The 26145-nt window shown below is 22.5% G+C and carries 26 protein-coding genes and 1 riboswitch; all 26 genes read right to left on the bottom strand.

Translation table 11 applies throughout. The features are described 5' to 3' along the window. Positions 1-25 precede the first annotated feature (25 nt). Positions 26-826: an Mrp/NBP35 family ATP-binding protein gene (locus EV215_RS03185; RefSeq protein ID WP_134112543.1), complete on the bottom strand. Its 801-nt coding sequence runs from the start codon at positions 824-826 to the stop codon at positions 26-28. Further along, positions 826-1119, bottom strand: coding sequence for a DUF134 domain-containing protein (locus tag EV215_RS03180; RefSeq protein ID WP_134112542.1), 294 nt, complete (start codon positions 1117-1119; stop codon positions 826-828). The genes EV215_RS03185 and EV215_RS03180 overlap by 1 nt, the downstream gene beginning before the upstream one ends. Positions 1120-1294: 175 nt before the next feature. Next, on the bottom strand, positions 1295-1687 hold the full coding sequence (locus EV215_RS03175; RefSeq protein ID WP_306767439.1) for a DUF2202 domain-containing protein: 393 nt from the start codon (positions 1685-1687) through the stop codon (positions 1295-1297). 143 nt (positions 1688-1830) lie between these two features. Next, complete coding sequence (locus EV215_RS03170) at positions 1831-2529, bottom strand: 4Fe-4S binding protein (protein WP_134112540.1); 699 nt, start codon at positions 2527-2529, stop codon at positions 1831-1833. Between the two features lie 95 nt (positions 2530-2624). Further along, complete coding sequence (locus EV215_RS03165; protein ID WP_134112539.1) at positions 2625-3443, bottom strand: MBL fold metallo-hydrolase; 819 nt, start codon at positions 3441-3443, stop codon at positions 2625-2627. A 59-nt stretch (positions 3444-3502) separates the two neighbouring features. Then, positions 3503-4366, bottom strand: coding sequence for an ATP-binding protein (locus tag EV215_RS03160; RefSeq protein ID WP_134112538.1), 864 nt, complete (start codon positions 4364-4366; stop codon positions 3503-3505). A 17-nt stretch (positions 4367-4383) separates the two neighbouring features. Beyond that, positions 4384-5217, bottom strand: coding sequence for an ATP-binding protein (locus EV215_RS03155; protein WP_134112537.1), 834 nt, complete (start codon positions 5215-5217; stop codon positions 4384-4386). 154 nt (positions 5218-5371) lie between these two features. After that, entirely contained in the window at positions 5372-5752 is a 381-nt protein-coding gene (locus tag EV215_RS03150) for a NifB/NifX family molybdenum-iron cluster-binding protein (protein ID WP_134112536.1), read from the bottom strand. A 69-nt stretch (positions 5753-5821) separates the two neighbouring features. Beyond that, positions 5822-6811 (bottom strand): arsenic resistance protein, encoded by a 990-nt coding sequence (locus EV215_RS03145; protein WP_208320323.1) that lies wholly within the window; start codon positions 6809-6811, stop codon positions 5822-5824. Between the two features lie 201 nt (positions 6812-7012). Further along, positions 7013-8227: an iron-sulfur cluster carrier protein MrpORP gene (locus EV215_RS03140; protein WP_166667331.1), complete on the bottom strand. Its 1215-nt coding sequence runs from the start codon at positions 8225-8227 to the stop codon at positions 7013-7015. A gap of 353 nt (positions 8228-8580) precedes the next feature. Beyond that, positions 8581-10005 (bottom strand): 4Fe-4S binding protein, encoded by a 1425-nt coding sequence (locus EV215_RS03135; RefSeq protein WP_134112535.1) that lies wholly within the window; start codon positions 10003-10005, stop codon positions 8581-8583. A 168-nt stretch (positions 10006-10173) separates the two neighbouring features. After that, positions 10174-10590: a hypothetical protein gene (locus tag EV215_RS03130; protein WP_134112534.1), complete on the bottom strand. Its 417-nt coding sequence runs from the start codon at positions 10588-10590 to the stop codon at positions 10174-10176. A 9-nt stretch (positions 10591-10599) separates the two neighbouring features. Next, a complete protein-coding gene (locus EV215_RS03125; RefSeq protein ID WP_134112533.1) occupies positions 10600-11157 on the bottom strand; it encodes a LytR/AlgR family response regulator transcription factor in 558 nt (185 codons plus the stop codon). Positions 11158-11355: 198 nt separating this feature from the next. Next, the gene (locus EV215_RS03120; protein WP_134112532.1) at positions 11356-12570 is read right to left on the bottom strand and encodes an EAL domain-containing protein; all 1215 of its coding nucleotides are present in this window, start codon (positions 12568-12570) and stop codon (positions 11356-11358) included. 208 nt (positions 12571-12778) lie between these two features. Then, on the bottom strand, positions 12779-13750 hold the full coding sequence (locus tag EV215_RS03115) for a type I phosphomannose isomerase catalytic subunit (RefSeq protein WP_134112531.1): 972 nt from the start codon (positions 13748-13750) through the stop codon (positions 12779-12781). Between the two features lie 80 nt (positions 13751-13830). After that, positions 13831-15336, bottom strand: a complete 1506-nt coding sequence (locus tag EV215_RS03110; RefSeq protein ID WP_134112530.1) for an ABC transporter permease — start codon at positions 15334-15336, stop codon at positions 13831-13833. A gap of 156 nt (positions 15337-15492) precedes the next feature. Next, on the bottom strand, positions 15493-16464 hold the full coding sequence (locus tag EV215_RS03105) for a thiamine ABC transporter substrate-binding protein (protein ID WP_134112529.1): 972 nt from the start codon (positions 16462-16464) through the stop codon (positions 15493-15495). A gap of 27 nt (positions 16465-16491) precedes the next feature. After that, the gene (locus EV215_RS03100) at positions 16492-17100 is read right to left on the bottom strand and encodes a thiamine diphosphokinase (protein ID WP_134112528.1); all 609 of its coding nucleotides are present in this window, start codon (positions 17098-17100) and stop codon (positions 16492-16494) included. A gap of 62 nt (positions 17101-17162) precedes the next feature. Beyond that, a riboswitch (TPP riboswitch) is annotated at positions 17163-17254 on the bottom strand. Between the two features lie 244 nt (positions 17255-17498). Further along, positions 17499-19064, bottom strand: a complete 1566-nt coding sequence (locus EV215_RS03095; protein WP_134112527.1) for a vWA domain-containing protein — start codon at positions 19062-19064, stop codon at positions 17499-17501. After that, on the bottom strand, positions 19061-20659 hold the full coding sequence (locus tag EV215_RS03090; RefSeq protein ID WP_166667330.1) for an AAA family ATPase: 1599 nt from the start codon (positions 20657-20659) through the stop codon (positions 19061-19063). The genes EV215_RS03095 and EV215_RS03090 overlap by 4 nt, the downstream gene beginning before the upstream one ends. A 125-nt stretch (positions 20660-20784) precedes the next feature. Further along, a complete protein-coding gene (locus EV215_RS03085) occupies positions 20785-22125 on the bottom strand; it encodes a PhoH family protein (protein ID WP_134112525.1) in 1341 nt (446 codons plus the stop codon). Positions 22126-22390: 265 nt separating this feature from the next. Then, positions 22391-22588, bottom strand: coding sequence for a hypothetical protein (locus EV215_RS03080; RefSeq protein WP_134112524.1), 198 nt, complete (start codon positions 22586-22588; stop codon positions 22391-22393). Between the two features lie 38 nt (positions 22589-22626). After that, positions 22627-23613: an LPP20 family lipoprotein gene (locus EV215_RS03075; RefSeq protein WP_134112523.1), complete on the bottom strand. Its 987-nt coding sequence runs from the start codon at positions 23611-23613 to the stop codon at positions 22627-22629. Continuing rightward, entirely contained in the window at positions 23613-24845 is a 1233-nt protein-coding gene (locus tag EV215_RS03070; protein ID WP_134112522.1) for a transglycosylase SLT domain-containing protein, read from the bottom strand. The genes EV215_RS03075 and EV215_RS03070 overlap by 1 nt, the downstream gene beginning before the upstream one ends. 20 nt (positions 24846-24865) lie before the next feature. Continuing rightward, a complete protein-coding gene (locus EV215_RS03065) occupies positions 24866-25285 on the bottom strand; it encodes a hypothetical protein (protein WP_134112521.1) in 420 nt (139 codons plus the stop codon). 76 nt (positions 25286-25361) lie between these two features. Then, the gene (locus EV215_RS03060; protein ID WP_134112520.1) at positions 25362-25964 is read right to left on the bottom strand and encodes an LPP20 family lipoprotein; all 603 of its coding nucleotides are present in this window, start codon (positions 25962-25964) and stop codon (positions 25362-25364) included. Positions 25965-26145 lie beyond the last annotated feature (181 nt).

The raw sequence follows: 26145 nt of genomic DNA, 5'->3' as shown, positions 1-26145 counted from the left end.
TTACACTAAATTTATATATGGTTTATTATTCTTCTACTTTTGATATTATTTTATCTATCATTTTTTTCATTATCTCTACAGTAGGCCCTTGCTGATTGAAAATATAAGGTTTCCCATCATCACCAGCATGTACAACTTCTGGTGTCATTGGTATTTTTGCCAATATTTCTACTCCTAGTTCTTTAGCTGCTTTTTCTCCTCCACCCTGTTTAAATATATCTATTCTTTCATTACAATGAGGACAAATAAATCCACTCATATTTTCTACTATTCCTAATATTGGCATATTTACTAATGTAGAAAATTTTACTGATTTTCTCGAATCAAGTATTGCTACATCTTGAGGTGTTGTTACTATTACACTTCCATCTACTTTTCCAAGTTCTTGAGCAATAGTAAGCGGTTCATCTCCTGTACCAGGTGGAAGATCAACAACTAAATAATCCAATTCTCCCCATATTACTTCACCTAACATTTGTTTAATAGCTCCTATTTTAGCTGGCCCTCTCCAAATAATAGGATCATCAGAAGTTCTCATAAAAAAGCTAAGAGACGTAATAAATAAGTTTTCTGTTACTTGATAAGGTTTACTTATATCAGGTAATTTTTTCCCTTCTAATCCAAACATAAGAGGAATATTAGGTCCATGTAAATCTGCATCTAATATTCCTACTTTTTTCCCAAGCATAGATAAACCTACAGCTATATTTGTAGTAATTGTTGATTTTCCTACTCCACCTTTACCACTCATTACTATTATTTTATGCTTAATTTTTTTCATATTTTCTTCTAATTGTTTTTGTAATTCATCAGTAATTCCATGCATTATTTTTTTCCCTCCTCAGTATTTTTTATAATTATTATTTTATCATTTAAAAAAGCATCAACTATTTTATATCTAGCTGATTTCATTATTCTTTGAATAGTTCCTCTTGAGATTTGCATAATCTCAGCTGCTTCTATTTGATTTTTACCTTCATAATCACAAAGTCTAATTACCTCAAATTCATCTGGAGACAACTCTACTTTTTCCAGACCCTGACCTTTTACTCCCATTAATTTAAAACCCTTTTCATTAGGAAGTAGCCTACAACATCTTTTTTTCTTTAATCTTGGCATTTTATCTCCTTTCTAAATAATATATACAGATTATATAATAATTTACTATTTTAATCAACTTTTTCATAAATATTTTTATTATTTTATAATTATATCATTAATAAAAATATCTACAAAATTTTTATTAAAAATTTTAAAATGGAGATTATTTAGATATAATCTCCATTTTAATTAATTACAATTGTCTATTAAAAGCTCTTAAATGTTGTTCGCTTCCTTTTTTTAGATTTTCAAATACTAATTTCATATCCAAAGTTGCATCTTGTAATCTTTTATCTAAATCTTTAATATCTAATATTTCTATATCCCTACCAACTTTATATGCTTCCGTTATATTTTTCATTCCTTTTTTTATTAACTCATCGTATAAATCTTGAAATTCTTTATCTTGAAATACTCCTTGTTCATTTACCTCTACTTTTATATCATATTTATCTAATAAACTTTTTACTGCATCCATATGTTGTTGTTCTGCTTTAGATATATTTTGAAAAACTCTAGCATTCCAATATTCTCCAAGTTTTATATATACATCTCTTGCTAATTGTTCTTCTTGATACATATAAATTAAAGCTTCTTTTTGTTTATTAGTTAAATTATATTTTGAGTATCTGTAACAATATTTGTATTCCCTTTAGCCATTATTACTGACCCTAAAAAAATCATTAATCCCAACACCATAGTAATTATTTTTTTCATTTTACTCATCTCCTAATTTTTAATATTTTTTTCAAATATAATTTTATTATTTTGTATTAAATTTTGTCTGTTTCTTTTAAAATTTTTTTTATAAAACTTTGTATTATTATTTTTATAATATACTATATTATTTTTTGTATAACTATTATTTTCTTTTTCTATCAATGTATTAGCTCCTACAACAGCTAAAAATAATATTATACCTATTACAATATATTTAGGAATTATTATTAAATTTTTTATTTTTTTAGGTTGTGCTGATAATTCTGTCATATATCCAAAAGGACATATTTGACACCAAGTTCTTGGTTTAAAAAATATTCCTAATATACTTCCTATTATTGTACTTGTTAATATAAATCTAAAAAATACAAATCCGATTTTAAATAAATCACCTTCCGTTTTATTTAATGAATATATAAAGAAAGCAAACATTAATGCAAAAAATAAAGATTTAAATTTACTGCTTTGAAAAAATTTTGGTGCTTTTTTATTCAATGAAATTTTTTGTAATAATTTTGTTAAAAAATTTCCTCTTGGGCAATAAAAACCACAAAATGTCTTTTTTTTCTCTTTAATACTTACATATATTGCAGGTACCATACAAAATAATGCTGCTAATCCAAATAAAGGATTAATTATTGCTAATAATAAAAACAATATCATTAACAACCAATTCCATTTTAAATATAATTCTTTTATTTTCTTCATTTTTTTCACTCCTTTTATATCGTTATATAATAATATTATAATATAGTTATGAAAAAAATGTGAAGAAATAAAAATATATCTTCTTTTATTTTAATTTATGAAATAATTTTACTTCCAGTATAAGCATATATAACTTTAATATTTGAATTTTTATTTTTTAATTCACTAAAAAATTCTATTCCACTACAATGATTTATATAAATTTCTTGAATTTCTAATTTTATAAGTTCATTTATAGTTTTATCTATTCTTTCTTTGGATTTTCCTTTTAAATGAAATCCTCCTATTACTTGTTTAATTTTGTTATTTAGAAAATACTCTTTTGTTGTTTTTAAAATATTTATTATTCCATTATGTGCACATCCTGTTATTATTGTTAAAGTATCATCATTATTTTTTAATACTAAAAAAACTTCATCTATAAACTTATCCACTACATATTTATTATTTTCTTTAACAAATAATTTTTTTTCATCATTTTCAAAATCATTATAGTTATTAATTTTTGTAATAATAAAAATATTTTCTGTTAAACTAACTATATTTTTATCTAAATACTTAATATTATTATATTTAGAAATTTTATTATCTAATCCAATTTCTCTTATATTTCCTGTAGAATTCGAATATTTTTTTTGAAAAATATCTTTTTTAACCATCAATTCAATTTTATTATTTTTTTCTAATAATGATTTTAATCCCCCAGTATGATCATAATGTCCATGACTTAAAATAGTATATTTAACCTTATTAATATCTATTCCTAATGTTTTAGCATTTAATAAAAAATTTTCTGTTTGTCCTGTATCAAATAATATGCTCGTTTCTTTATCTAATATATGAAGTGATAATCCATGTTCTCCAAAAAGACCTTGATTATATACTAAATTTTCTATTAAAACTGTTATTTCCATTTTTAATCCCCCAAAAAATGTTTGAAATGTTTTTTTATTTTATCTTAATTATATTTATATTAGACTCTTATTTTATCTATAAATCTATCAAATCTTATTTGTTCAAAAAATTCTTTTTCTTCTAATGAAGGTATTTTTTTATTAACTATTGCTTTTACCATATTTTTATTAAAAGGTATTTTTAATCCTACTTCAATTTTATTTTCCTTACAATATTTTTCAATTTCTTGTGTTAATTCTTCTGATAAATCATATTTATTAATAACTACAATTATAGACAATCTAAATTTTTGTGTTAATTCATATACTCTTTTTAAATCATGTAATCCAGAAAAAGTTGATTCTACTACAATTATAACTTTTTTAGCTCCTGTAATAGAAGAAATAACATTACATGCAACTCCAGGAGACCCATCTACTATCATATTTTTTATATTATTTTCTTCTCCTATTTTTTTTGCTCTTTTTCTAACTTCTGCAACTAATCTCCCTGATGTTTCCTCACCTGGTTTTAATCTTGCATGAACTATTTGTCCATAATTACTATTTGATACAAATAATTTCCCAACAACTGCATCTTTCATTTCTATTGCATTTACAGGACAAACAAATTCACATACTCCACATCCTTCACATTTCGGAATATTTACCTCTATCTCTTTTGTAATTGCTCCAAAATTACAGCTTCTATAACATTTACCACATTTTATACATTTTTCATAATCAATTACTGCCTTTTGAGTACCAATAAAATCTTCTGATTTTGTTATTTCTAACTCAAATAAAATATTAAGATCCGGTGCATCAACATCACAATCTGCTATTATAACATCATCTAAATATGGAATAATTGATGCTGTTAATGTTGTTTTCCCTGTTCCACCTTTTCCCGATATAACAACTATTTCATTTATCTCATTCATGATTATCAACCTTTCTTTTATAATTTTGATAAAATTTGACTATATATATTTTCAAAAATTTCTTTATATTCTTTTAAATGAATACTAAATAATTCTCCATTTGCATATAATTTTGCTATTTCTTTATTAAATGGAATTTCTGCTAATATTTCAATATTTTCATTATTAGCATATTCATATATCTCATCATCACCTAATTTTGCTTTATTTATAACTAATCCAAAAGGTATATTCATTTCTCTTAGCATTTCAACCACCATTTTCATATCACTAACTCCAAAAGGCGTAGGTTCAGATACTAAAATAGCATAATCTACTCCTTCAACAGCAGCTACTGTAGAACAAGCTGTTCCTGGCGGTGAATCTATTATTACTATTTCTTCATTTTTTATTTTTTCTTTTACTTCTTCAATAATTCTTACACCAGACATTTCTCCAATATTTATCTCACCGTATTTCATATCTATATCATATTTTGTCTTTCCGCTATATATTTTCCCAATTTCTCTTTGTTTATAAGTAATTGCATTAGTTGGGCATACCATTGCACATCCACCACAATCATGACAACTTTCATTAAATACAACAACACTATTTTTAGCTGGAATAATTGCATTAAATCTACAAAATTCTCCACATTTACCGCATAAATTACATTTATTCATATCTACTTCTGGATACCCTATAAATACAGAATCTATTTTTTCAATATCAGGTTTTAAAAATATATGTGAATTTGGTTCCTCGACATCAGTATCTATAAGTATTGTATTTTTTATATTTATTGCTAAATTATTAGACACTGTCGTTTTTCCTGTTCCACCTTTCCCACTTAAAACAGCTATTTTCATATTTTTCCCTCGCTTCTCTTATTTATTTTTAATTTTTTATTATTTTTAATTCTTGTGAATTTCAAAACTTTTAACTATAAAAAAAACTTTTAATTTTTATAATTTTTAATTAATAATGAAGAGTGGAAAAAATCCACTCTTTTATTAAAATATTTTAAGCTTTTCTTAATCCACTATGCTCTTCAACAGTTGCGTTATTTGCTTTTATTAATTTCCCTTCATTAAAAGCATTAATAGCGTCTTCTACTGTATTTAATCCCATTCCAGCATAAAGATAAGCTTCTATTTCAAAAGCTTTTAATGCTGTTATTGCTTTAGGTCCTACTTCTGGTGCTAATATTATATTTACATTTTCATCGCCTAATACTTTTACAGCTTTCCCACCAGCTCCAGCACTTTCATTTTTTGCACTATTCTCTACAGTTTTAACTTCTTTTGTTTCTGTGTCAAATATTACATAATATTCTGCTCTTCCAAATCTATCGTCTATTTTCCCATTTAATCCAACTTCTTTTGCTGATACTGCTATTTTCATATTTATTCCTCCTATTTATTTTATTTTTTTATATATAGTTATATTTCTCATATTTTAAATAAAAAACAATTATGCTCTTTTTAAAGTTTTTTCTTCACTAAAAATAATATTAACGACTTTTATATACCATACTGCTGATTTTACTTGTACAACATATGACAATGCTATTATTAAAGCTATTTCTGAACCATTTTTACCAAATACTGACATTGCTATTGCTAATGCTATTGATAAATTTCTCATAACTGTTCCATATATTAATGCTATTGCATTATCTCTATCTAAAAACATTTTTCCAATAAAAGTGCTTATAGTATAATTTATAACATATAAAATGAATATTGGGATTAATCCTTTTATTAAAATTGATGGATTACTTATTATTGTTTTTGATTTCAATGCCATTGCTACAAAAACTATTCCCAAAACTCCAATTGTTGATAAAACAGGAAATTTTTGTTTTATATCTTTATTAAATTTTTTTTCACCAAATTTTTTTATTAATAATTTTTGAGTAATATAACCAAAAAGCATAGGCAAAAATACTATTAAAATTATTTGTTTAGTAACACTGATCAAAGGAATGTTCATAGTTTGCCCTACTAATAATTTTATATAAATAGGTGTCGCTATCGAACCTACAATAAGCCCAATTACTGTCATTTTTATAGCTGTGTGCATATTTCCATTTGCAAATCCTGTCCATGATATTGTCATCCCACTAGTAGGAAGTAATGCTGCTAATAATAAACCAACAATTAATAATGGTGAATCTCTAAAAAATATTTTCCCAATTCCTAAAGCTATAAATGGTATTATTAAAAAATTAATTATTAATGCTAATACATTAGCCTTTTCTCCACCTTTTTCAAATAATTCATTTATTTTTAATGTAACCATCATTGGATAAACCATTAAAAATGTAAGTGGCATTATAAAAACTTTTAATCCTTTAACATTAAAAAGTGCTCCGGCTAAAATTCCCATTATCATAAAGCTTAATATAGACCATGCCAAATTCTTTTTTAAAAATTCAATAGTTCCCCACATCTTCTTCATTTTTTACCTCCTGATTTTTTCTTCGTTTTGTGTATATGCACATTATAATGTTTTTTAGAATTTTGTCAAATAAAACATTAGAAATTTCTAATGTTTTATTAAAAATATTATTTTTAACAATATATCTATATATAAATAGTTTGATTCTCTTAATACATCTGTGAAAAATAAAGCGGAATTTATTCCGCTTTATTATAATTATTAATGGTTACAACTATGATCTTCATCATGTTCATGATTACACGCTGATGCAGTTGAATATAACTCACCTTCAAGATATGTTTTTAAATTTTCTTCTATACTTCCTCTAGCTCCTAATATTACATCAATATTTTGAGATTTAAAAATATCTATTGCTTTTTGACCCATTCCACCAGTGATTATAACGTTTGCACCTTGTTCTCCTAAAAATCTAGGAATTACACCTGGTTCATGTGGAGGTGGTGTCACAAAACTTTTATTTATTATTTTTGCATCTTCTATTTCAAATATTACAAACTCTTTACAATGTCCAAAATGTTCTTCCACATTTGTTTTATCGTTAGTTGGAAAGGCAACTTTCAATATATTTCCCATTTTTTTATCACTCTCTTTCTCTTTATTTTCTATTTCTTTATTAATTTCTACTTTATTTATAAGTTTATTTACTAATTCTTTCATAATTTCTACTTCTGGACCTTTATTATTAAATATAAATGGCTTACCATCATCTCCAGCATGTACTATTCCAGGAGTCATTGGTATTTTTGTTAATAATTCCACTCCTAGTTCTTTAGCTGCTTTTTCTCCTCCACCCTGTTTAAATATATCTATTCTTTTATTACAATGAGGACAAACAAATCCACTCATATTTTCTACTATTCCTAATATTGGCATATTTACTAATGTAGAAAATTTTACTGATTTTCTCGAATCAAGTATTGCTACATCTTGAGGTGTTGTTACTATTACACTTCCATCTATTTTACCTAATTCTTGAGCAATAGTAAGCGGTTCATCTCCTGTACCAGGTGGAAGATCAACAACTAAATAATCCAATTCTCCCCATATTACTTCACCTAACATTTGTTTAATAGCTCCTATTTTAGCTGGTCCTCTCCAAATAATCGGATCGTCAGAAGTTCTCATATAGAAACTCAAAGAAACAACAAAAAGATTCTTGTTTACTTGAAATGGTTTTGACAAATCTCCTAATTTAGTTCCTTCTATTCCTAGCATTAAAGGAATATTTGGTCCATGTAAATCAGCATCTAATAATCCTACTTTTTTACCTGCCATAGCAAGTCCAAAAGCTATATTAGTAGAAACTGTAGACTTTCCTACTCCCCCTTTTCCACTCATTACTACTATTTTATGCTTTATTTTGCTCATATTTTCTTCTAATTGCTTTTGCATTTCATCTGATATTCCGTGCATTTTCTCCTCCTTAAAATTTCTAAATTTTCAACTCTTTTAACCATCTATTATTAATTTTATTACTTTAAATTTATATATTTATTTAAACATTATCTAATTTTTAAATATTTTTTAATTAAAAGATACAATTAAACTTATTTAATTAATATAAAATTCCATTCTTTATAATAATTAAAATTTTTTAATAATCTTTCTTGCAACTACCCATTTTAAAGTTTATTTAAAAGTTATTATATCTCACTAAAATAAAATGTGCATATGCACTTTAAATTATATTCTATAACTTTATATTTGTCAATAAATATTTAAATATTTAAGATAAAAAATAGGATTTCAAAATGAAATCCTATTTTTTATTTTTTATTATCTTCTACATAAGTTTTAATATCTTCCATTTCTATACTATATTTATCAATAATATCTTTTAACGTTGTATTTAATGGTTCATCTTTATTTATATTAAATGTGTTTAGAAAATCATTATAATCTTTTATTATATTTTTTATTTCTACTAACATTGTTTTTCTTTTTATTTCAACTGTAGTGTCTTCTTCAGATGAATTAAATAATTTTGCAATAACACCTGCTTCATTTTCTTTTGCTAATTCTCTTAATGTTTTATTGGCCTCATATTTTTCAGGATAATCTTCTAATACATCTTTTAATGGTTTATCAATATTCTCCATATAAACCCTTAATGTTTCTATAGAAAATCCACTTTTTTCTAATAAATCATTTAATTTTTGATCTCTATTATCTTCAATATTAAATGTATGAATAAGTCCCTCTGCTGTGATATTATAATGTTCAGAGATCTCATTAATTGTATAAGAACCTTTTATATCATTTGCAGTTTCATATTTTCTATCACTTGTATCTTCTTTAAATCCGCCTGTTATACTACCTATAAAAATAGGTGTTAAAAATATTATTAATGAAATTAACATTAATTTACTAATATTTAATTTTTTATTTTTTAATAAGCTTATTTTAAAGTTAAGTGTATCTTTTGTTTTATTAACTGGACATATTGCTACACATTCTGCACATCTTATACATCTTGGATCTGAAATCTCTTTAGCTATTGATACATTAATTCCAACAGGACATACTTTATCACAAGCACCACAATTAATACAATTATTATTATCTCTTTTTATCTGAATAATACTTTTAAAATTAAATATTCCATTTATTGCTCCTAATGGACACATATATTTACAATAAGGTCTTTCTACAATTAATGACAATAATAAAGTAATAGTTAATACAATATATCCTGAAATAGCTATTTCATCACTCCAAATATTAAAAAAAGTATAATACGGATCTATATTTTCAAATACAAGTTTAAAATTTCTAGCTGTTTGCACTAATATAAATATTAAAAATAAATATTTAAAATATCTTAATATTGAATCTAACTTTTTAGGTATAATATTATTATATTTTTTCTTAAAGATTTTTTTACCTAATTTTCCTAAAAATTCTTGCACTGTACCAAATGGACATATCCAACCACAAAAAAATGCTCCTGAAATTATTAATGTAAATACTAGCCCTAATAATATAAAATAATTTCCTACTCCTGTATGATGTATAAAATTATTCGTTGTTATCCAAGTATAAAAAGTTTCTATTGCTCCAAATGGGCATATTCCATGTAAATTTTCTCCTATTTTCCAGTTAAATGCATGTCCTAAACTTACAAATAAAATATAAATTAAAAATAATCCCTGTAAAATTTTTCTTGACATAATTCCTAATTGCTTTTTCATAACCTACCTCCTTAATATTTTTACATGAATATAATATACTTTTTTTTATTAAAAATCCTTTAAAATATTTAAAGATAATAATATTATAATATAGTTATGGAAAAAATGTGAAGAAATAAAAAGTCATAAATTTTCTATTTAAAAAAGGACTTTTAATTTAAAGTCCTTTTAACTAATTTTTTCTTGATATTCTTTTAATTTTTTGTTTAATTTAGCAAAATATCTATAATGAATATACGAAAAAGTATTTGCAAATATCATTGCTATAAAACTCATTATTAAAATATAAATTATTCCTCTTACTCCCATTAAATAACTAAAGATTGCTGTTAATAACATCACAACTATACTCTCTATTAAATAAGCGATCCATAATTTTTTTAATATATTTTTTTTAAATAACCAAAAAATAATCATTGCTACATTTCCAATAAATATTCCTATTAAACTACTTAATCCCAGTGATATTAATAAATATTTTAAAACTATATATTTACTTAATAAAACTAAAAGATAAAAACCACCTATACAAATCCCAATAAATGCTGATACTAAATTATTTATTATATAATTTTTTATATTCATTTTAGCCTCCTATATTCCTAAAAATTTTTTAAAATCTTTTAAATAACTACGAGTTACCTCTACAGTTTTGTTTGTTCCTTTAAATTTTATAATTAATTTACTATTAAACCAAGGTACTATCTCTTTTATATTTAAAACATTTACAATATGAGATTTACTAACACGTATAAACATTTTAGAATCTAATGTTTTTTCTAGGTAATAAAGTTTTTCTTTTACTTCATAAAATTTTTTATTATTTTCAACTACACAAAAAATTTTGTTTCTATCAGCAACAAAATATTGTATTTTTTCATATTTAATTAATTCAAAATTTTCTGCATTTTTTACAGTTATAAATTTTTCATTTCTTATTATTTTCTGATTTTGTATTATTTTTATAAGTTCAAATATTTTTTCAAAATTATTTTCATTAAATACAATATATATATCATTTTTTATTTTATTTTCATAACCTTTTTCAACTAATAAAATTTTGCTATTTTCAACTATTTCAAAACCCTTTTCAATAATTTTTTTTATATAATTTTCTTTTTTATTTTCATCACATATTAATTTTATTTTCATATTCCCCCTCTTTTCTTTAAATTTCCATATATATTCTTTTCTAATATAATAATACTATATTTTTAAAATTTTTACTTTTTCTAAATGATAAAATACAATTATTTGTTGCAAAATACAATTACGAGATATTAATTTACATTATATAAATTTATTTAATATTAAAATCATCAAAAAAAATATAAAGGAGTAAAACCTCCTTTATATTTTTATATCTACACATAATATATTATTTATAATTTTTTTAGATATTGTTATACATCTATTTCCAGTAGCTTTTGAGATATATACATCAGATACATACATTTCTTTATATTTCAAATTATAATAATACTCTTTTAAGTTATGATTATCTCCTATTCTAGCTGGATGAAATATTTTATTTTTCTTTATCTTTATCTCTTTATTCAAAAATGTATCACTTATTTGTATCCCTTTTTCATTTAATAAATATACAGCTTCTATTTTAGAAAATTTTCTAAATAAATTATAGGAAAATGCAGCAAATTCATTACCAAACAAAACAAAAGTTCTTTCTGCTTGTAGTATAATATCATTACATATTATTTCATTATCTATTATTTGTTTCATTCTCATATCAATATATTGAATAACTTTATTTTTCCCCCACTCTATCTTATTAATGATGTTATAGATATCTATTTTTTTTATTTCCATTGCTTTACTATAAAAATATCCTTGTACAAGATCACAACCAAGCCAAGTAATTTTTTCAAGCTCTTCTATTTTTTCTACTCCTTCTGTTATTACAATACTTCCTGTTTCTTCTGCTATTGATATTATATTTTTTACTATAGAACTTTTATATCCACTTTTTTCTATATCTTTTATTAGACTTTTATCTATTTTTAAAATATCTGGTTTTAAATCTACCAATTTAGAAAAATTACTATTATTTTTACCAACATCATCAAGTGCTACTAAAAACCCTTTTTCTTTTAATTGATTTACAAATGCTATTTGTACTCCTGTAGAAACTACCTCATTTTCACTTATCTCTATAATAATATTTTTAGTGTCCATTCTGTATTTTTTTATTTTTTCTACTATTTCATTTATATTTATTTTTAACATAGTTTCATCTATAGTAGATAATTTTTTATTTGGAAAACTAATATTAACTGAATATAAATAATTTTCATTATAAATTTTTGATATCTCCTTTATATGATGTTTTACTACTTTAAAATCAAAGTCAATAAGTTCATTATTTGATTCAAAAACATTATATATATTTTCTGGTGATATTACTTCTTTATTAATAATTCCACGAAGTAATAATTCATATCCAATAATTTTATTTTCTTTTAATGAAATTATCGGTTGAAAATAACTTGATAATTCTATTTTTTCTTCAATATTAAGTAATGTTTCTTTTTCAGCTAATCCTAACATTATAACCCCCTCCTTTTTTTACATACAATTAATTTACTTTTAATTATATATGATATCTTAACACAATTATACGAATTAATTAAATATATAAAAATAAATTTTTATATATATTTAGTATATTTATTTAATTTTAATAGATAAATAAATTTAATTATCTTATGTTTCAAATAAAAAAAAGAGCATTCGCTCCTTTTATTTAAAAAATATATTATTTAGGTATAATTCTCAATATTTTCACTTTACCATTTATATTAATTTCTAAATTTGCAGGTATTAGATAACTTTTACCTTTTTTTATATTATATTTATTATTATCATACTCTATTTCCCCTTCACCTTCTAATATCATATACACTTTAAATAAATCTTCTGCTTTTTCATTGTATTCTTTTTTTATCTCTAATATTTCAAGATCATAGTATTTATCCTTTGTTAACTCTTTCTTTATGAAATTCTCTTTTTTTATACTTTCCACACTATTTTCATTAATTATTTTTGCTTTTTCATCAAATTTTATTACATCAAGTGCTTTATCTATATGAAGCTCTCTTTTTTTACCATCTACTATTCTATCAAAGTCATATATTCTATATGTTGAATCAGAATTTTGTTGTGGTTCACAAATAAGTATAGAACCTTCTAATGATGCATGAACTGTTCCTGGATTTATATTTATTAAATCGCCTTCCTTTACTCTTACTATATTAAATAAATCATTAAAATCATTTTTTTCTACTTTCTTTTTAAATATATCTTTTGTTATCCCTTCTTTTATTCCAAGTATTAATTTAGCGTCACTACTCGCTTTTAATACATACCAACTTTCACTTTTCCCATATTCATTCTCATTTTTTAATGCATACTCATCATCTGGATGAACTTGTACAGAAAGTCTATCATTAATATCAAGATATTTTATCAATAAAGGAAATTTATCTCCATATTTTTTATAAATTCTCTCTCCAACTAATTTTCCTTTATATTCACTTAATAATTCTTGTAAAGTTTTCCCTTTGAACTCCCCATTCTCTACCACTGACATTCCATTAGGATGGCTACTTACTTCCCAACTTTCTCCATATTTATCATTATCTTCTAACCTAAAGTTCAATTCTTTTTCAAAGGCCCTTCCACCCCAAATTTTTTTAATAAGTACTTTTTTAAAAACTAAAGGATACATCTTTTACCTCCTACTTTTTATTCATTTTTATTTTTTATTATAAACAATACATTATTTTATTATAGATATATTAATAGTTCTTATCTTTTTTCTTCATCACTCAATTTTTCAGAAAGATAAAATAATGTAAATATAATCAATAAAACTATACTACTTAATGCCATACTTTCAAATATTTTTTTATCACTAGCTAAAGAATAGTTCACTACTGATATTACAGGAAAGTAATCACTTATTTGCATAGTATATACAAGTGAAAATTCTCCAAAAATTATAGCAAATATCTGTATAAATACTGATATAAAACTGTTTTTTAATATAGGAAACTCTATTTTAAAAAACAAATCAAAAGTATTAGCTCCATCTATTTTACTTGCTTCTATTATCTCATTCTTTATAGTTTTAATAGGATGATGTAAAAATGAATATGCAAGTGGTACTGTAATATAGAAAAATCCTATTATTAATAATATTATATATGGAATATTATATAAAATATTAAGATAGATAAGAGCTATTGCTATAAATGCATTTGATATACCAAATGTTCCCATAAGTATAAAATTACTATATTTATTTTCATTTTTTATAAATACATAAGTGAAAATTATTACTATAATTGCTGTTATTATCGCTATTAGTGTTGTATTTTTAAAAGCATCAATTATTTTATAATCAATATTAAATTCTTTACTAAAAAGATTTTTTATTCCTCTTAATGTAAATTTATTATCATAAAAATTATATACTGAAAATAAAAAAGAAATTATTAATACAATATATTCTAAAATTATAAATAATATTACTATAATTTTACCTAATATATTTATTTTATATTTTTTTATCTCGCTTTTTTCCAATTCATAATGTGGAATAATATTATTTATTACATTTATAAAAGATAATATTATAAATTGAATGATTCCAAGTAAAAAAGCTTTTGAAAAATCCAAACTAGACATCATTATTGTAGCTATTTCTACCTCTAAAATACTGTATTTTATTCCACCAAGTCCTAAAACTATTCCAAGTGAAGTAAAACAATAAGTAAAAACTAAAAAGAAAGCTCTAAAAACAGAGGGCAAAATTAATGGTAAATCAATATATAAAAATTTTTTTATACCTTTTATTCCCTCTATTTCCAATGTTTCTTCTAAATTCTTCGGTATTCTTTGAATTGCTATTGAGATATATTTTATAAATATTGGTGTATTATAAAATACATTTGCGACAATTATAGCTTTTAAACTATATAAAAATCCTATTTTTTTTAAAATCATAAAATTTCCAATAATAGAGAATGCTGTAATTGCTGATACTACTGGAAATAAAAAAGGTATAAAAAGGGTTGTTTTTATTAATTTTGATATATTATTATTATGTGATGCTACATAATAAGATGGAAATATTGCTATTAAAAATGCAAATCCTGATGAAATAAATGCTTGATATACTGTAAATAATATCACATTAACTGTACTATTATCTATTCTTTTAAATTTAAAAAAATCTCTACCAAATATATAAAAAGGTATAATCCATAGTAAGAGGTATATTAGATTCAATTTATTAAACCTTTTTTTCATTAATTCACATCCAATTCTTTTTTTATTTTACAAATAATTTTTTTATATTATATCACAAATTTTATTATTTTAATTTTATTATTTTTACTTTGTTTTTAAATATATACTATAATTTTATAAATAAAAAACCTCTTGTAATACAAGAGGTTAAATATCCTATTTTTTCATTAATTCTTCCCATTCTTTTAACCATTTTTCAAGATTATTAGAAATATCTTCTCCAGATACAGTTACAGGATTTTTTATCTCTTCAGCATAATCAAATGCTGCAGGTAATTTTACATTAGTTACAGGAAACATCCATTGATTTAAAGGTATTTTTTCTTGAAATTCATCTGATAATAAAAATTCTATAAATTTATATGCACTGTCTTTTATATCTTTTTTATTTATTATAGCTGCTCCTTCTATCTGTACATATCCACCCTCATTTGGTATAAGTGCTTTATAAGATGTCCCACCATAATAATATGTTGAATAAGCTCCATCAGTAGCATAACTTACCATCATAGGCGCTTCTTTAGCCTCAAATTTATTAAACGCTTCACTCCATCCTGGTGTTATCGTAAGAATAGCTGGTTTTAATTTTTCCCAAAACTCTTTCCAATTATCTTTATATATTGCTATTGTCCATAATAAAAAATCTTGTCCTGTTGTAGATGTTCTTGGGTCTTCTACAATCAAAGATTTATCTAATTTTATTATATCATTAAAACTAGTAGGTACTTGTTTTAATCTATCTGGTGCATATATTATCGCAAGTCCTCCATAATCAAATGTAGTTGCAAAATAATCTTTGTCTATTACAAGTCCTATATCTTTTATTTTATTACTATTTACTGGCTTGTATTGCTTTAATATTTCCTCTTTTTTAGCTAGTGCTAATGTAGAACTACTAAGTCCTACTACTATATCCGCTTTTGGATTTATTTTTTCTAGTTTTAACCTTGATACTATTTTAGCTGCACCTTCAAATTTTACAAACTTTAATTCTACTCCATATTGTGATTCAAAACTATCTTTTATCTCTTTTTCCATCCATTTCATTGCATCTGGTATATATACAGTTAACGTTTCTCCAAATATAAAATTAGATAACAATAAAAATATTAATAATATTTTCTTCATTTAATCTCCTCCTTAGTCTTATATATTTTATATAAAATCATTAATTATACATATCATTTTACCTTTTTCAAATTTTATTTCTAATTCGTTTAAAATTCCTATATTACTCACTAAAAGAGAGCTCCCTCTTTCAACATCTTTATTATTTAAATTATATTTAAACCCTTTAAGAGTAAGTTTTATCATCTTATCAATTGGTATAAAAGATATCTCTTTATTTTGATAATTTTTTAAAATACAGTTTTTCTCTATAATAAAAACTTCTTCGTTATTATTAAAATATTTTATTTTAGGATATTTTTCTAACAAATAAAGATTTGTTAGAAAATGTGAATTTTTCCCACCAATAGCACCTAAAACTATTATTTCTTCATATTTATTATATATTTTTTTTATTATTAATTCTCCATCAGTTATATCTTTATCTTTTGGATATTTTTCTATTTTTACATTTTTTTCTATATAATATTTTAATATTTCTTTTTTTATAGAATCCATATCTCCTACTATTAATTTAGGGATTTTTTTTATTTCATATAAATAATTTGCTCCTCCATCAGCACAATACACATCATAATTATCAAAATTTATATTTATATCAAATTTATTATTTAATACTATAATAGCTTTTTTCATAATAACCTTTCTTTAAAATAATTATATTTCTTTAAACAAAAAACACTTCTTGCTATGAAGAAGTGTTTTTTTACACTCACTCCCTGCGATAGCATTATCTATATCAGGTTTGAGGGTATATTCTCAGCCTTTTACAGCACCCCTGGAGATATATATTAATAATTCATATTACTATATTTAACTTTTTTAGTCAAGAATTATTTAGTTGATTTTTTTCTTAAATCTTATTAAAGTCACTCTAAACTTGTCTTTAAAAAATAAAAACAATTAAAATTAACAATAAAAATTTTACTTATCCATTATTTTTTATCTTTTTTGCTTTTAAGCGAATGTATTAAATCATATAAAATATATTTAGTCAAGAAAATTCTAATTTGATATATTAATATCTAGTTTTTTTAATCAATAAATAATGATAAATCATCTGCATAAAATGATATTTCTCTTCTTGTTACCTTTCTATCAACTTTTTTCTCACTATTTTTATATTTATAATAATATACTTCATCACTAAATTTATCTTTTATTTTTTCAGTATTTATAATTAATGAATAAATTTTTATATCTCTTTTTTGTTTTGTTTCATTTATTTTTTTTATAAAATCATTAGGAATTTTTACAAGTCCATCACTTATCATAAGTATATCTGCATTTTCTATTTTTTTATTATCAATTAATTCAAATGATTTTTTTATTGGTGTTACAAAATCTGTTCCACCATAATATTTTTTTTGTAGAAATTTTAATAATCTGATACTATTTTCTTTTGTGTAATCTATTTTTAATTCTATTACTTCATCAATACTTCCAAACATTATTAAATAAATATCTCTTTTTTGTTTTTTAGCTTGTTTTATAATATCTATTGTTATTGATTTTGATAAAATTTCTGGCAATCCTTCCATACTACTAGATGTATCTAAGCAAATAATAAAAGGCCCTTCATTTCTTTTATTATTCTTATTATCTTCATTTTTATTATCAGCTAATCGATATGATAATAATTCACTTTCTATATATTTTTGATAAAAATAATATTTTAATAATTTATTATTTAATAATGTATATTCCGAAGAAAGAACTCTTGTTATATCGCTACTTCTAGTTATTCCTAATATTTCATTATTACTTCTAAAATTAATCCTTTTTCTTATTCTATTAGATTTAATTTTATTTGTATCTACTTTACTTTTTCCTAATTTTTTTAATAATTTATTTATTTCTTTATTATCTTCTATTCTTATAAATTTTTCTATTTTAATTAAGTTATTTATATTTTCCATAGAAAAATCTGAGTTACTTAAATCCCATCCTAATGAAGCTGTTATACTATTATTTCCCCATACTTCTTTTAATTTTTCTATTTTTTTATAATAATCTTCATAAAACTCTTCATATTTTTTTAATATTTCACTCCATTTATTTTTACTATCTTTTATTTTTTCATACAAATTCTTTATTTTGCTACTATCTTTTATATTTTTTATATCTTTTAGAGCTTGTAATTTATATTTTTCTATTTCTTCTATAGTCAATTCATTATTTAAATATAAATTTTTCATTTTATCAAATTGTTTTTTCTTATAATTATATCTTGTTTTGTCAATTTTATTAATAAATTCTTCTATATTAAAATTTATATTATTTTTTATTATATCTTCTTTTATTTTAAAAAAAAAATCTTTTATGAGTTTTTTTGTAAATTCTAAATTATTTTTTGTATAGTCAAAAAATTTGTCTAATATAATTATACCTCTATTTAATATTGAATCCACTTCTATAAAATCTTTTTTTTCACCTAAGTATAATTTTATAAACTGATTGAGTGCCACTTTCTCTCTGATTTCTCTATCCTCAATATAATTTATCCAGATTACATTATTAAATTCGTTATCATCTGCAATTTCATTATTAAACATCTCTTTTATTTTTTCTATTTTTGTTAAATTCTCTATATTTTTCATTTTTTCACCATATTTATTTTTTCTAATAATTTATTGTATTTTTCTACTATCAATTCTATATTTTTTTTATTATTTTCTATTTTCTTTATAACATAATCTTTATCTTTTTCTACAATAAATAAATTATTATATATGTATTTCTTTATTTCATTATATATTTTACTTATTTCATTATACTTTTCAAAAACTATTTTATACTCTTTTTTTATATTAATAGTTATTGTTTCTAGTTTTTCCTTTTTATCCTCTGATAATTTTAAATTTTTTTTAATGAATTCATTATAGCCACTTAATAACAAAGGTTTTAATTTCCCGATCTCAAATAATTTTTCATAACCTTCAACATTATTTTTATTTGTTTTTATTATTTGAATATTTGAAAATTCATATTTCCATATTTTTCTACCATCTATTGTAATAATCCCAGTATCTTCATAATCATGATCCCATGATGATAACTGCTTTGCTATTTTTATATATTCTCTATGTCCTTTAAAAAATAAAAAATCTCCAAATTCATCTTTTAAATGAATTTTCCCTTTTACTTCTGTAGTTTTTTCTCCATTAATATCTAAATATAATAAGTTTCCATTACTATCTTTTTCTTGAATTTTAAAAATTTCTTCAAAATTTTCTTCCCAAGAATTATATATCATATTTATTTTTTTATCATAATTTTTTCCTGTTAAACAAATATTATTAATAATTATAGTTTTTACTCTATTTATATTTTTAGGATCACTCCAAAATATATTTTTTAAAACAATTAAATCATCTATGGTTATTTCATCTTTATTATTTAAAAAACTAACTAATTTTAAAAGTTTTATTGTTTTTACAAATTTTCTATCTGATATTTTTTCATTTATAACCTCATTACTATTCTCATATTCTTTTTCTATTTCTTGTTTTATTTTAATGATTTTTTCTACTATTTCATCTGATATTTTTTCATTTTTCGATAAATTATTTATCTCTTCTATCTCTTTTAAAGTAAATTTTTTTATGTTTTTCTCATTATAATCATCTTCATCTATAAATACTAGTTCTTTTAAATCATTTACATATTCAACTGTTAATTTTAAAATAAATCTATCATACAAAGCTTGTAATTCTTCTTCATTTAAAGGGATTTCATTTGATGACGCTATTATTGAAATAAGGTTAGATTTTTCTATATTATTTCCATTATGGTATATTTTTTCATTTAATAAAGTAAGTAATGCATTTAATATAGATGAATTAGCTTTAAATATTTCATCTAAAAATGTTATATGCGAATCTGGCATATATCCATTTATTACTCTTTTAAATATATCATTTTCAAGGTTTTTAATTGATATTGGTCCAAATATTTCTTCAGGAGTTGTAAATTTTGTTAATAAATATTCAAAATATTTTTTCTTCTCTATTACAGATGATACTCGCCGTGATATTTCACTTTTAGCAGTTCCTGGTGGTCCTATCAAAAGAATATTTTCTTTTGATAATATAGCAAGTATAGCTAATGATATTATTTCTTCTCTTTCTACTAGCCCTTTATTTAAAATTTCTATATTTTTTTTTACTTTTTCATAAATATATTTTCTTTCCAATTTATCTTCACCTCTAATTTATATATGTAATTATATCATTTTTATAATCATTTTAATAGCTTTTACTTATAAATTATTAATATTATTTTAAATAAATTAAAAAAGAGTAAAGATCTTTCTTTACTCTATCCAAATATATTTTCATCAAATATTTTACTTGCTTTCTCTACAAACTCACTTCTATGCACTTTATTCAATGTAATATGTGCTGTTTCTGGCAATTCTTTTAACCACTCAACTGCTGCATAAAGACCTGATTTATCTGGATCAAGCCTAGAAATTGTTTGTTGTGCTATATCTCCTATAAGAATAAGTTTTGAATTCTCTCCTATTCTAGTAATTATTGATCTCATAGCATGTATATCAAATGATTGTGCTTCATCTATAATAACTATTTTATTTAAAAAACTGCTTCCAAGTACCGATGATATATCCAACACCTCTAATTTATTTTGATTTTTTAATGCATTTAGTATATCAATTCCATTTTTATTTTTTTTATTTCTAGCAGCCTGTATATTTTCAAAAGTAGTTATATAATTTCCAAAATGCGTTAACAATTTTTCTTCAGTATCTCCAGTAGTAAATCCTTGATAACTCCATTTATCAATAGGAGAAGTATTTTTCCCTATTACAATTTTTTCATATTGTCCAGATTCAATTACATGATGCATAGCCGCTGCAACTGCTAAAAATGTCTTTCCACAACCTTGTTTTGATGTAATTGTTATAAAATTGATTTTAGGATTAAGCAATGCTTCAAAAGCAAATTTTTGTCTAATATCTTTTGCACTTATTCCATATGGCGAATAGTTTTCATAATGCAATTTTCTTATTAAATTTTTATTACTATCATAATACCCTATTATTTTATTATAGTCATAATCAGTATATCCGTAAAAAAATTGATTTGGATACATTTCTTTAATTTCAAGCTCATTTAGAGTAATTCCACCATTTTGATAAAATTTTTTTACAATATCTATATCTACTTTTTTTTCTATTACTCCATTATACAAATCATCTAATTTATGTTTATCTGATAAATCTAAGACTTCGCTTTTAATACCTAATGAAGATGCTTTTACTCTCATACTAATATCATTAGTTAATAGTATACAATTTTTATATCTTTCATCAAGCATAATTGCAAGCAATTTGTTATCTACATAATCTTTATCAAAACTAGAAGGTAATTTTGTCATATCTCCTTCGTATAGAATAGTCTGAAGTATAACATTATTTTCTATTTTTATGCCCTCTAAAAGATTTCCTTTTTGTTCTAGAGATTTAAAATATCTAAAAAATTGTCTTGCTCTAAATCCACTATTTCCTTCTCTTGATTTTATTTTATCAAGTTCTTCTAGTACATTTATTGGAAGAATGATTTTACACTCTTTAAAATCACCAGTAAAATATGGATTTTTTATAATCACATTAGTATCTACAATATAAGTTACTGACATTAACCGCCTCCAAATTAATTAAAATTACTTACAAAGTATACCTTATTTTTTAATATAAATAAAGTTTTTTATAAAAAAAAGAGACTTTTACGTCTCTTTTTATGTATTAAATGTCCGTAATAAATCATGTACAAATACAATTAAAAAACTTATAAATATAGAAATTCCTAAAACATCCCAAAACATCAATATACTCGCCTCCTATTTTTATAGAGACTCTTACATTAATATTATATTACCTTAAGAACTCCTAAAACAACCTTTTTTAAAATTCTTTATCAATTTCTAATTTTAATTTTTTTAAGCAACTATTACATATCTTTATTTTTTTAGTCTTTTTTTCTCCTTTATTTTCATTACCTATTTCTAATGTATAAATTTTATGAGTTTTTCCTAAGTTATAACAAAGTGAACAAATATTATATACATCATAGTCTCTTTTAATTTCAATTATTTCTTTCATTTAGAATTTCCCTTTCTGCTTTAACTTTATCAGAAGAATTATATTACTATTTTATTAGTTTGTAAAGCTTTTTTTATTTCTTTATTAATTTCAGCTGATATTTTTTTTATATTATTTTTTATTACACTATCTTTACTGATTACACTTTTTGAAGTTGTATTTATATTTTTTTCTCCGATTATACTACCTATTCTTTTATCATATATTTCAATTGTTACAGTTAGACTATTTTTATAGATTCCATTTGATATTTTTTTGTTATTATAATAAAATGGTTTTGTTTTTTCTGTAATATTATTATCTATATTTATTTTTACTATAATATTTCCTTTTGTTTTATTTGTAGTTATCATTATATTATTATTGTTTGCAAAATATTCCAGTTTTCTATTTAAATCTTTTATTAAATAATCATTATATAAAATATTTTTAAAACTTTTCCTTATATCTATATATAAATATTTTTTTTCATTTAGTTTTTTTTCTATTTCTTCAAGATTATTTTCTATCTTAGTTACAGAAACTATCATTTTTATATTTTTACTATATCCAAGTCCATTTAAGATGTATCTATAATCTTCTATTTTTTCAAGCAAACTAATCACTTCTTTATATTTTTCTTTTTCTTTTAACAAATTTTCTTCTTTAATATTTAATTTATAACTTATTTTTTCATTTAGTTTGTCTATTTCATTAAGATATAAAGGTATATCTTCTTTATCTAATACTGCATATACTTCATATCCTGATTTTAATTTATTTATTATAAATTCTACTCCCAAAAATTCTTTTATTGTGGTTAATTTTATTTTATTTGATTTTTTTTCACTATAATTATTTTTTTCATCTACATTCACTTCTTTATAAAACTCACTATCTACTTTTACTGAAATTTGATTCGCTAAGTTAACAAGAGCTTCTTTTTTAGCTTCTTCTAATGTAATTTTATTTCCATATCCTGTAATATTTGCAAAAATAGTTATATTTATTATGAAAAATAATATTACTTTATTAAAGTCTTTCATTATAATTCTCCTCTATTTATAGCTTTTTCATATTCATTTGTTCTTTTAGTAACTTTTTGTAAATAATTTTTTGTCTCATCATATGGTAATTTTCTAAGTAAAGTATTATACACTTCTTTTGAAGACATTTTATTTATTTTATTTATTGCTTTATTTAAATTTGTAGTGCCTACAAATGCTTTTGCCACATTTCCTGCACCTGTATTATATGACGCTACTGTTAAATAATATCTACTTTCTCTATTTTCTACATTTTTTAAATATCTATAATAAAGAATATTTATATATGCTGTCCCTAGTTCTATATTTTTTCTAGAATTATACAATTCTGACGGTGATAATATTTTTTCGTATCCATATACTTTTTTACTCGCATCTATTCCTGCTCTTCTAGGTACAATTTGCATAAGTCCATAAGCTGGTACATATGATTTCGCCATTGGATTAAAGCTGCTTTCAGTATGAATAATAGCATATACAAGTGCTGGATCTATTCCTTCTCTATTTGAATAACTAAACACATAATTTTTAAATGCTTTTGCTTTTTTTAATAATGCATCACTTGGCATTTTGATATTTAAAGACACTATTTTTTTACCTTTTAATTTTGATTTTTTTTCTTTGATTTTTCCTTTTTCAACATTTTCCTTACTTATATTCACCAATTCTTTTACATCATTTTGTGTATATCTCACTTCTTTGCTCGAATCTTTATTCAAAAAAATATCTGATAACACGGGTATTTTTTCTATATTTGAAATAACATATTTAGAATTTAATTCTTTCATTTTTTTATCAATAGATTGAAATAATTTATCTTTACTATATGCTGTTTCTGTATCTTCTAATATAAAAGAAGCAAATTCTTTAATAAATATTTTTTTTATTTCATCATCTTTAGTTTTTTCATCTACAATAATGTCAACTTCTATTTCATTATTTTCAAAATCTGCACTTTTTCTTATATTATAATCATTTGAATATAATACCCAATTTTTTTTATCACTAATCTTAACATCTTCCCATTTTTTTAAAATATTTTCTTTATATTTTTTTAATTCTTCATCAAAAACTTTTTTATAAGTTTCATACTCTTTTAAAATATCTTCTTTATATTCTTTATATTCTCCAACTTGTGTTTTTTTATATGTATCAAAATTTTCTTCACTATACACATTTGAAGTAGAAAAAAGAACTAATAAAAAAAGATTAAAAAAGTGTCTTTTTTTCATAAAATCTCACACTCCTATTTTTATTTTACTACAAGCCATGCATACATCTCTTTTGTTCTTTTATCTATCCATATTTCTTGTAAAATAGCTTGTACAATATTACCATCTACAGTTTGAATGCTATATATACTAAATTTAGAATTGTTTTTTGTTTCTATTCTCTGTGTTATTGTATTTACTTTCGTACCAATTTGTCTAGCTATTTCATCTATTCCTCTTTCTATAGCTAATTGTCTTTGTCTATATACACCATATGCACTTTCTTTTGCTATTCCTACTCCTGCATAACTATATTTATTCATTCTAGGATTATAAAACCATTCTGGATAAACTTTTTTTATTTTTACTATTTTTTTTTCTTGACCAAAATTATTTATATTACTATTGGTACAACCTATAATAGTTAATACAAATAGTAATAATATAATTATTTTTTTCATGTTTATCAACATCCTCTCATTTACAAAAAAAGGTGACATAAAATTTTATTTAATTTTAGTCACCCCATTGTATTATTTATTGATTATTTACCATTTTTTCAATTTCATAATCTAATTGTTTTTGAGCTTTTTCTGATTTAAATTCTTGCCATAAAGCTCTATCACTATTTCCTATAGGAGTTTCATTTTTAAACGCATTTTTAGCTTCATCTACTAATATTTCATTAGGTAATACTACTTGTACAAATAATTCTTTATCTGGTGATATCCATAATTCTTTTTGTTTTGTTCCTCTAAGAGTTTGACTTGCTACTTGTTTTGATACATTTGTAGCTATTTTTTCTACACCATCTTCACCAGCCAATCCTATAGCATTAGTATAAGATTTAAACATATTATTTACTTTTACTTCTATTTGTCTAGCTAATTCATCTCTTGCTTGCGCTAAAGCTTCTTGTCTTGCAAATGATACGCCTGCTGCTCCTATTTTAGCACTCCCAACTGCTCCTATTCCATCTTCTATTGATGGATCTAATACCCAAGCTGGATAATTAACCATTTCTTCCATACCACTATTGTCTACTTTTTGCATTACATTATTCCCTTTTGTTTGGTTATTGCTACAAGCTGTAAAAACAAGTAAAACAATTGCTGCTAATACCAAATAAATTTTTTTCATATTTAATCGCCTCCATTGGTTATTTTATCAACATTGAAATTATAATGTATTAAAATATAAAAGTCAACTATTCTAAGCTATTACACTAGAATATTATTCTATCATTCTTAAAATTCATTTAAAATTAATTTTTAAGAAATATTTACTCACTAATATTATCTACTCTATTCCTATTAATTTT

This window comes from Hypnocyclicus thermotrophus, from assembly GCF_004365575.1.
Lineage (GTDB): Bacteria > Fusobacteriota > Fusobacteriia > Fusobacteriales > Fusobacteriaceae > Hypnocyclicus > Hypnocyclicus thermotrophus.
This window is presented reverse-complemented; position numbering and strand designations above follow the sequence as displayed.

Excerpts from the sequence above, each read along its gene's own strand:
- EV215_RS03120 (WP_134112532.1), bottom strand. The coding sequence starts at position 12,570 with ATGTTAGGATTAGCTGAAAAAGAAACATTACTTAATATTGAAGAAAAA.
- EV215_RS03125 (WP_134112533.1), bottom strand. The coding sequence starts at position 11,157 with ATGAAAATAAAATTAATATGTGATGAAAATAAAAAAGAAAATTATATA.
- EV215_RS03135 (WP_134112535.1), bottom strand. The coding sequence starts at position 10,005 with ATGAAAAAGCAATTAGGAATTATGTCAAGAAAAATTTTACAGGGATTA.
- EV215_RS03170 (WP_134112540.1), bottom strand. The coding sequence starts at position 2,529 with ATGAAGAAAATAAAAGAATTATATTTAAAATGGAATTGGTTGTTAATG.
- EV215_RS03185 (WP_134112543.1), bottom strand. The coding sequence starts at position 826 with ATGCATGGAATTACTGATGAATTACAAAAACAATTAGAAGAAAATATG.
- EV215_RS03070 (WP_134112522.1), bottom strand. The coding sequence starts at position 24,845 with ATGAAAAAAAGACACTTTTTTAATCTTTTTTTATTAGTTCTTTTTTCT.
- EV215_RS03130 (WP_134112534.1), bottom strand. The coding sequence starts at position 10,590 with ATGAATATAAAAAATTATATAATAAATAATTTAGTATCAGCATTTATT.
- EV215_RS03160 (WP_134112538.1), bottom strand. The coding sequence starts at position 4,366 with ATGAATGAGATAAATGAAATAGTTGTTATATCGGGAAAAGGTGGAACA.
- EV215_RS03105 (WP_134112529.1), bottom strand. The coding sequence starts at position 16,464 with ATGAAGAAAATATTATTAATATTTTTATTGTTATCTAATTTTATATTT.
- EV215_RS03180 (WP_134112542.1), bottom strand. The coding sequence starts at position 1,119 with ATGCCAAGATTAAAGAAAAAAAGATGTTGTAGGCTACTTCCTAATGAA.
- EV215_RS03095 (WP_134112527.1), bottom strand. The coding sequence starts at position 19,064 with ATGAAAAATATAGAGAATTTAACAAAAATAGAAAAAATAAAAGAGATG.
- EV215_RS03060 (WP_134112520.1), bottom strand. The coding sequence starts at position 25,964 with ATGAAAAAAATTTATTTGGTATTAGCAGCAATTGTTTTACTTGTTTTT.
- EV215_RS03150 (WP_134112536.1), bottom strand. The coding sequence starts at position 5,752 with ATGAAAATAGCAGTATCAGCAAAAGAAGTTGGATTAAATGGGAAAATA.
- EV215_RS03165 (WP_134112539.1), bottom strand. The coding sequence starts at position 3,443 with ATGGAAATAACAGTTTTAATAGAAAATTTAGTATATAATCAAGGTCTT.
- EV215_RS03115 (WP_134112531.1), bottom strand. The coding sequence starts at position 13,750 with ATGTATCCTTTAGTTTTTAAAAAAGTACTTATTAAAAAAATTTGGGGT.
- EV215_RS03145 (WP_208320323.1), bottom strand. The coding sequence starts at position 6,811 with ATGAAGAAGATGTGGGGAACTATTGAATTTTTAAAAAAGAATTTGGCA.
- EV215_RS03110 (WP_134112530.1), bottom strand. The coding sequence starts at position 15,336 with ATGAAAAAAAGGTTTAATAAATTGAATCTAATATACCTCTTACTATGG.
- EV215_RS03140 (WP_166667331.1), bottom strand. The coding sequence starts at position 8,227 with ATGCACGGAATATCAGATGAAATGCAAAAGCAATTAGAAGAAAATATG.
- EV215_RS03100 (WP_134112528.1), bottom strand. The coding sequence starts at position 17,100 with ATGAAAAAAGCTATTATAGTATTAAATAATAAATTTGATATAAATATA.
- EV215_RS03065 (WP_134112521.1), bottom strand. The coding sequence starts at position 25,285 with ATGAAAAAAATAATTATATTATTACTATTTGTATTAACTATTATAGGT.
- EV215_RS03085 (WP_134112525.1), bottom strand. The coding sequence starts at position 22,125 with ATGTCAGTAACTTATATTGTAGATACTAATGTGATTATAAAAAATCCA.
- EV215_RS03075 (WP_134112523.1), bottom strand. The coding sequence starts at position 23,613 with ATGAAAGACTTTAATAAAGTAATATTATTTTTCATAATAAATATAACT.
- EV215_RS03155 (WP_134112537.1), bottom strand. The coding sequence starts at position 5,217 with ATGAAAATAGCTGTTTTAAGTGGGAAAGGTGGAACAGGAAAAACGACA.
- EV215_RS03080 (WP_134112524.1), bottom strand. The coding sequence starts at position 22,588 with ATGAAAGAAATAATTGAAATTAAAAGAGACTATGATGTATATAATATT.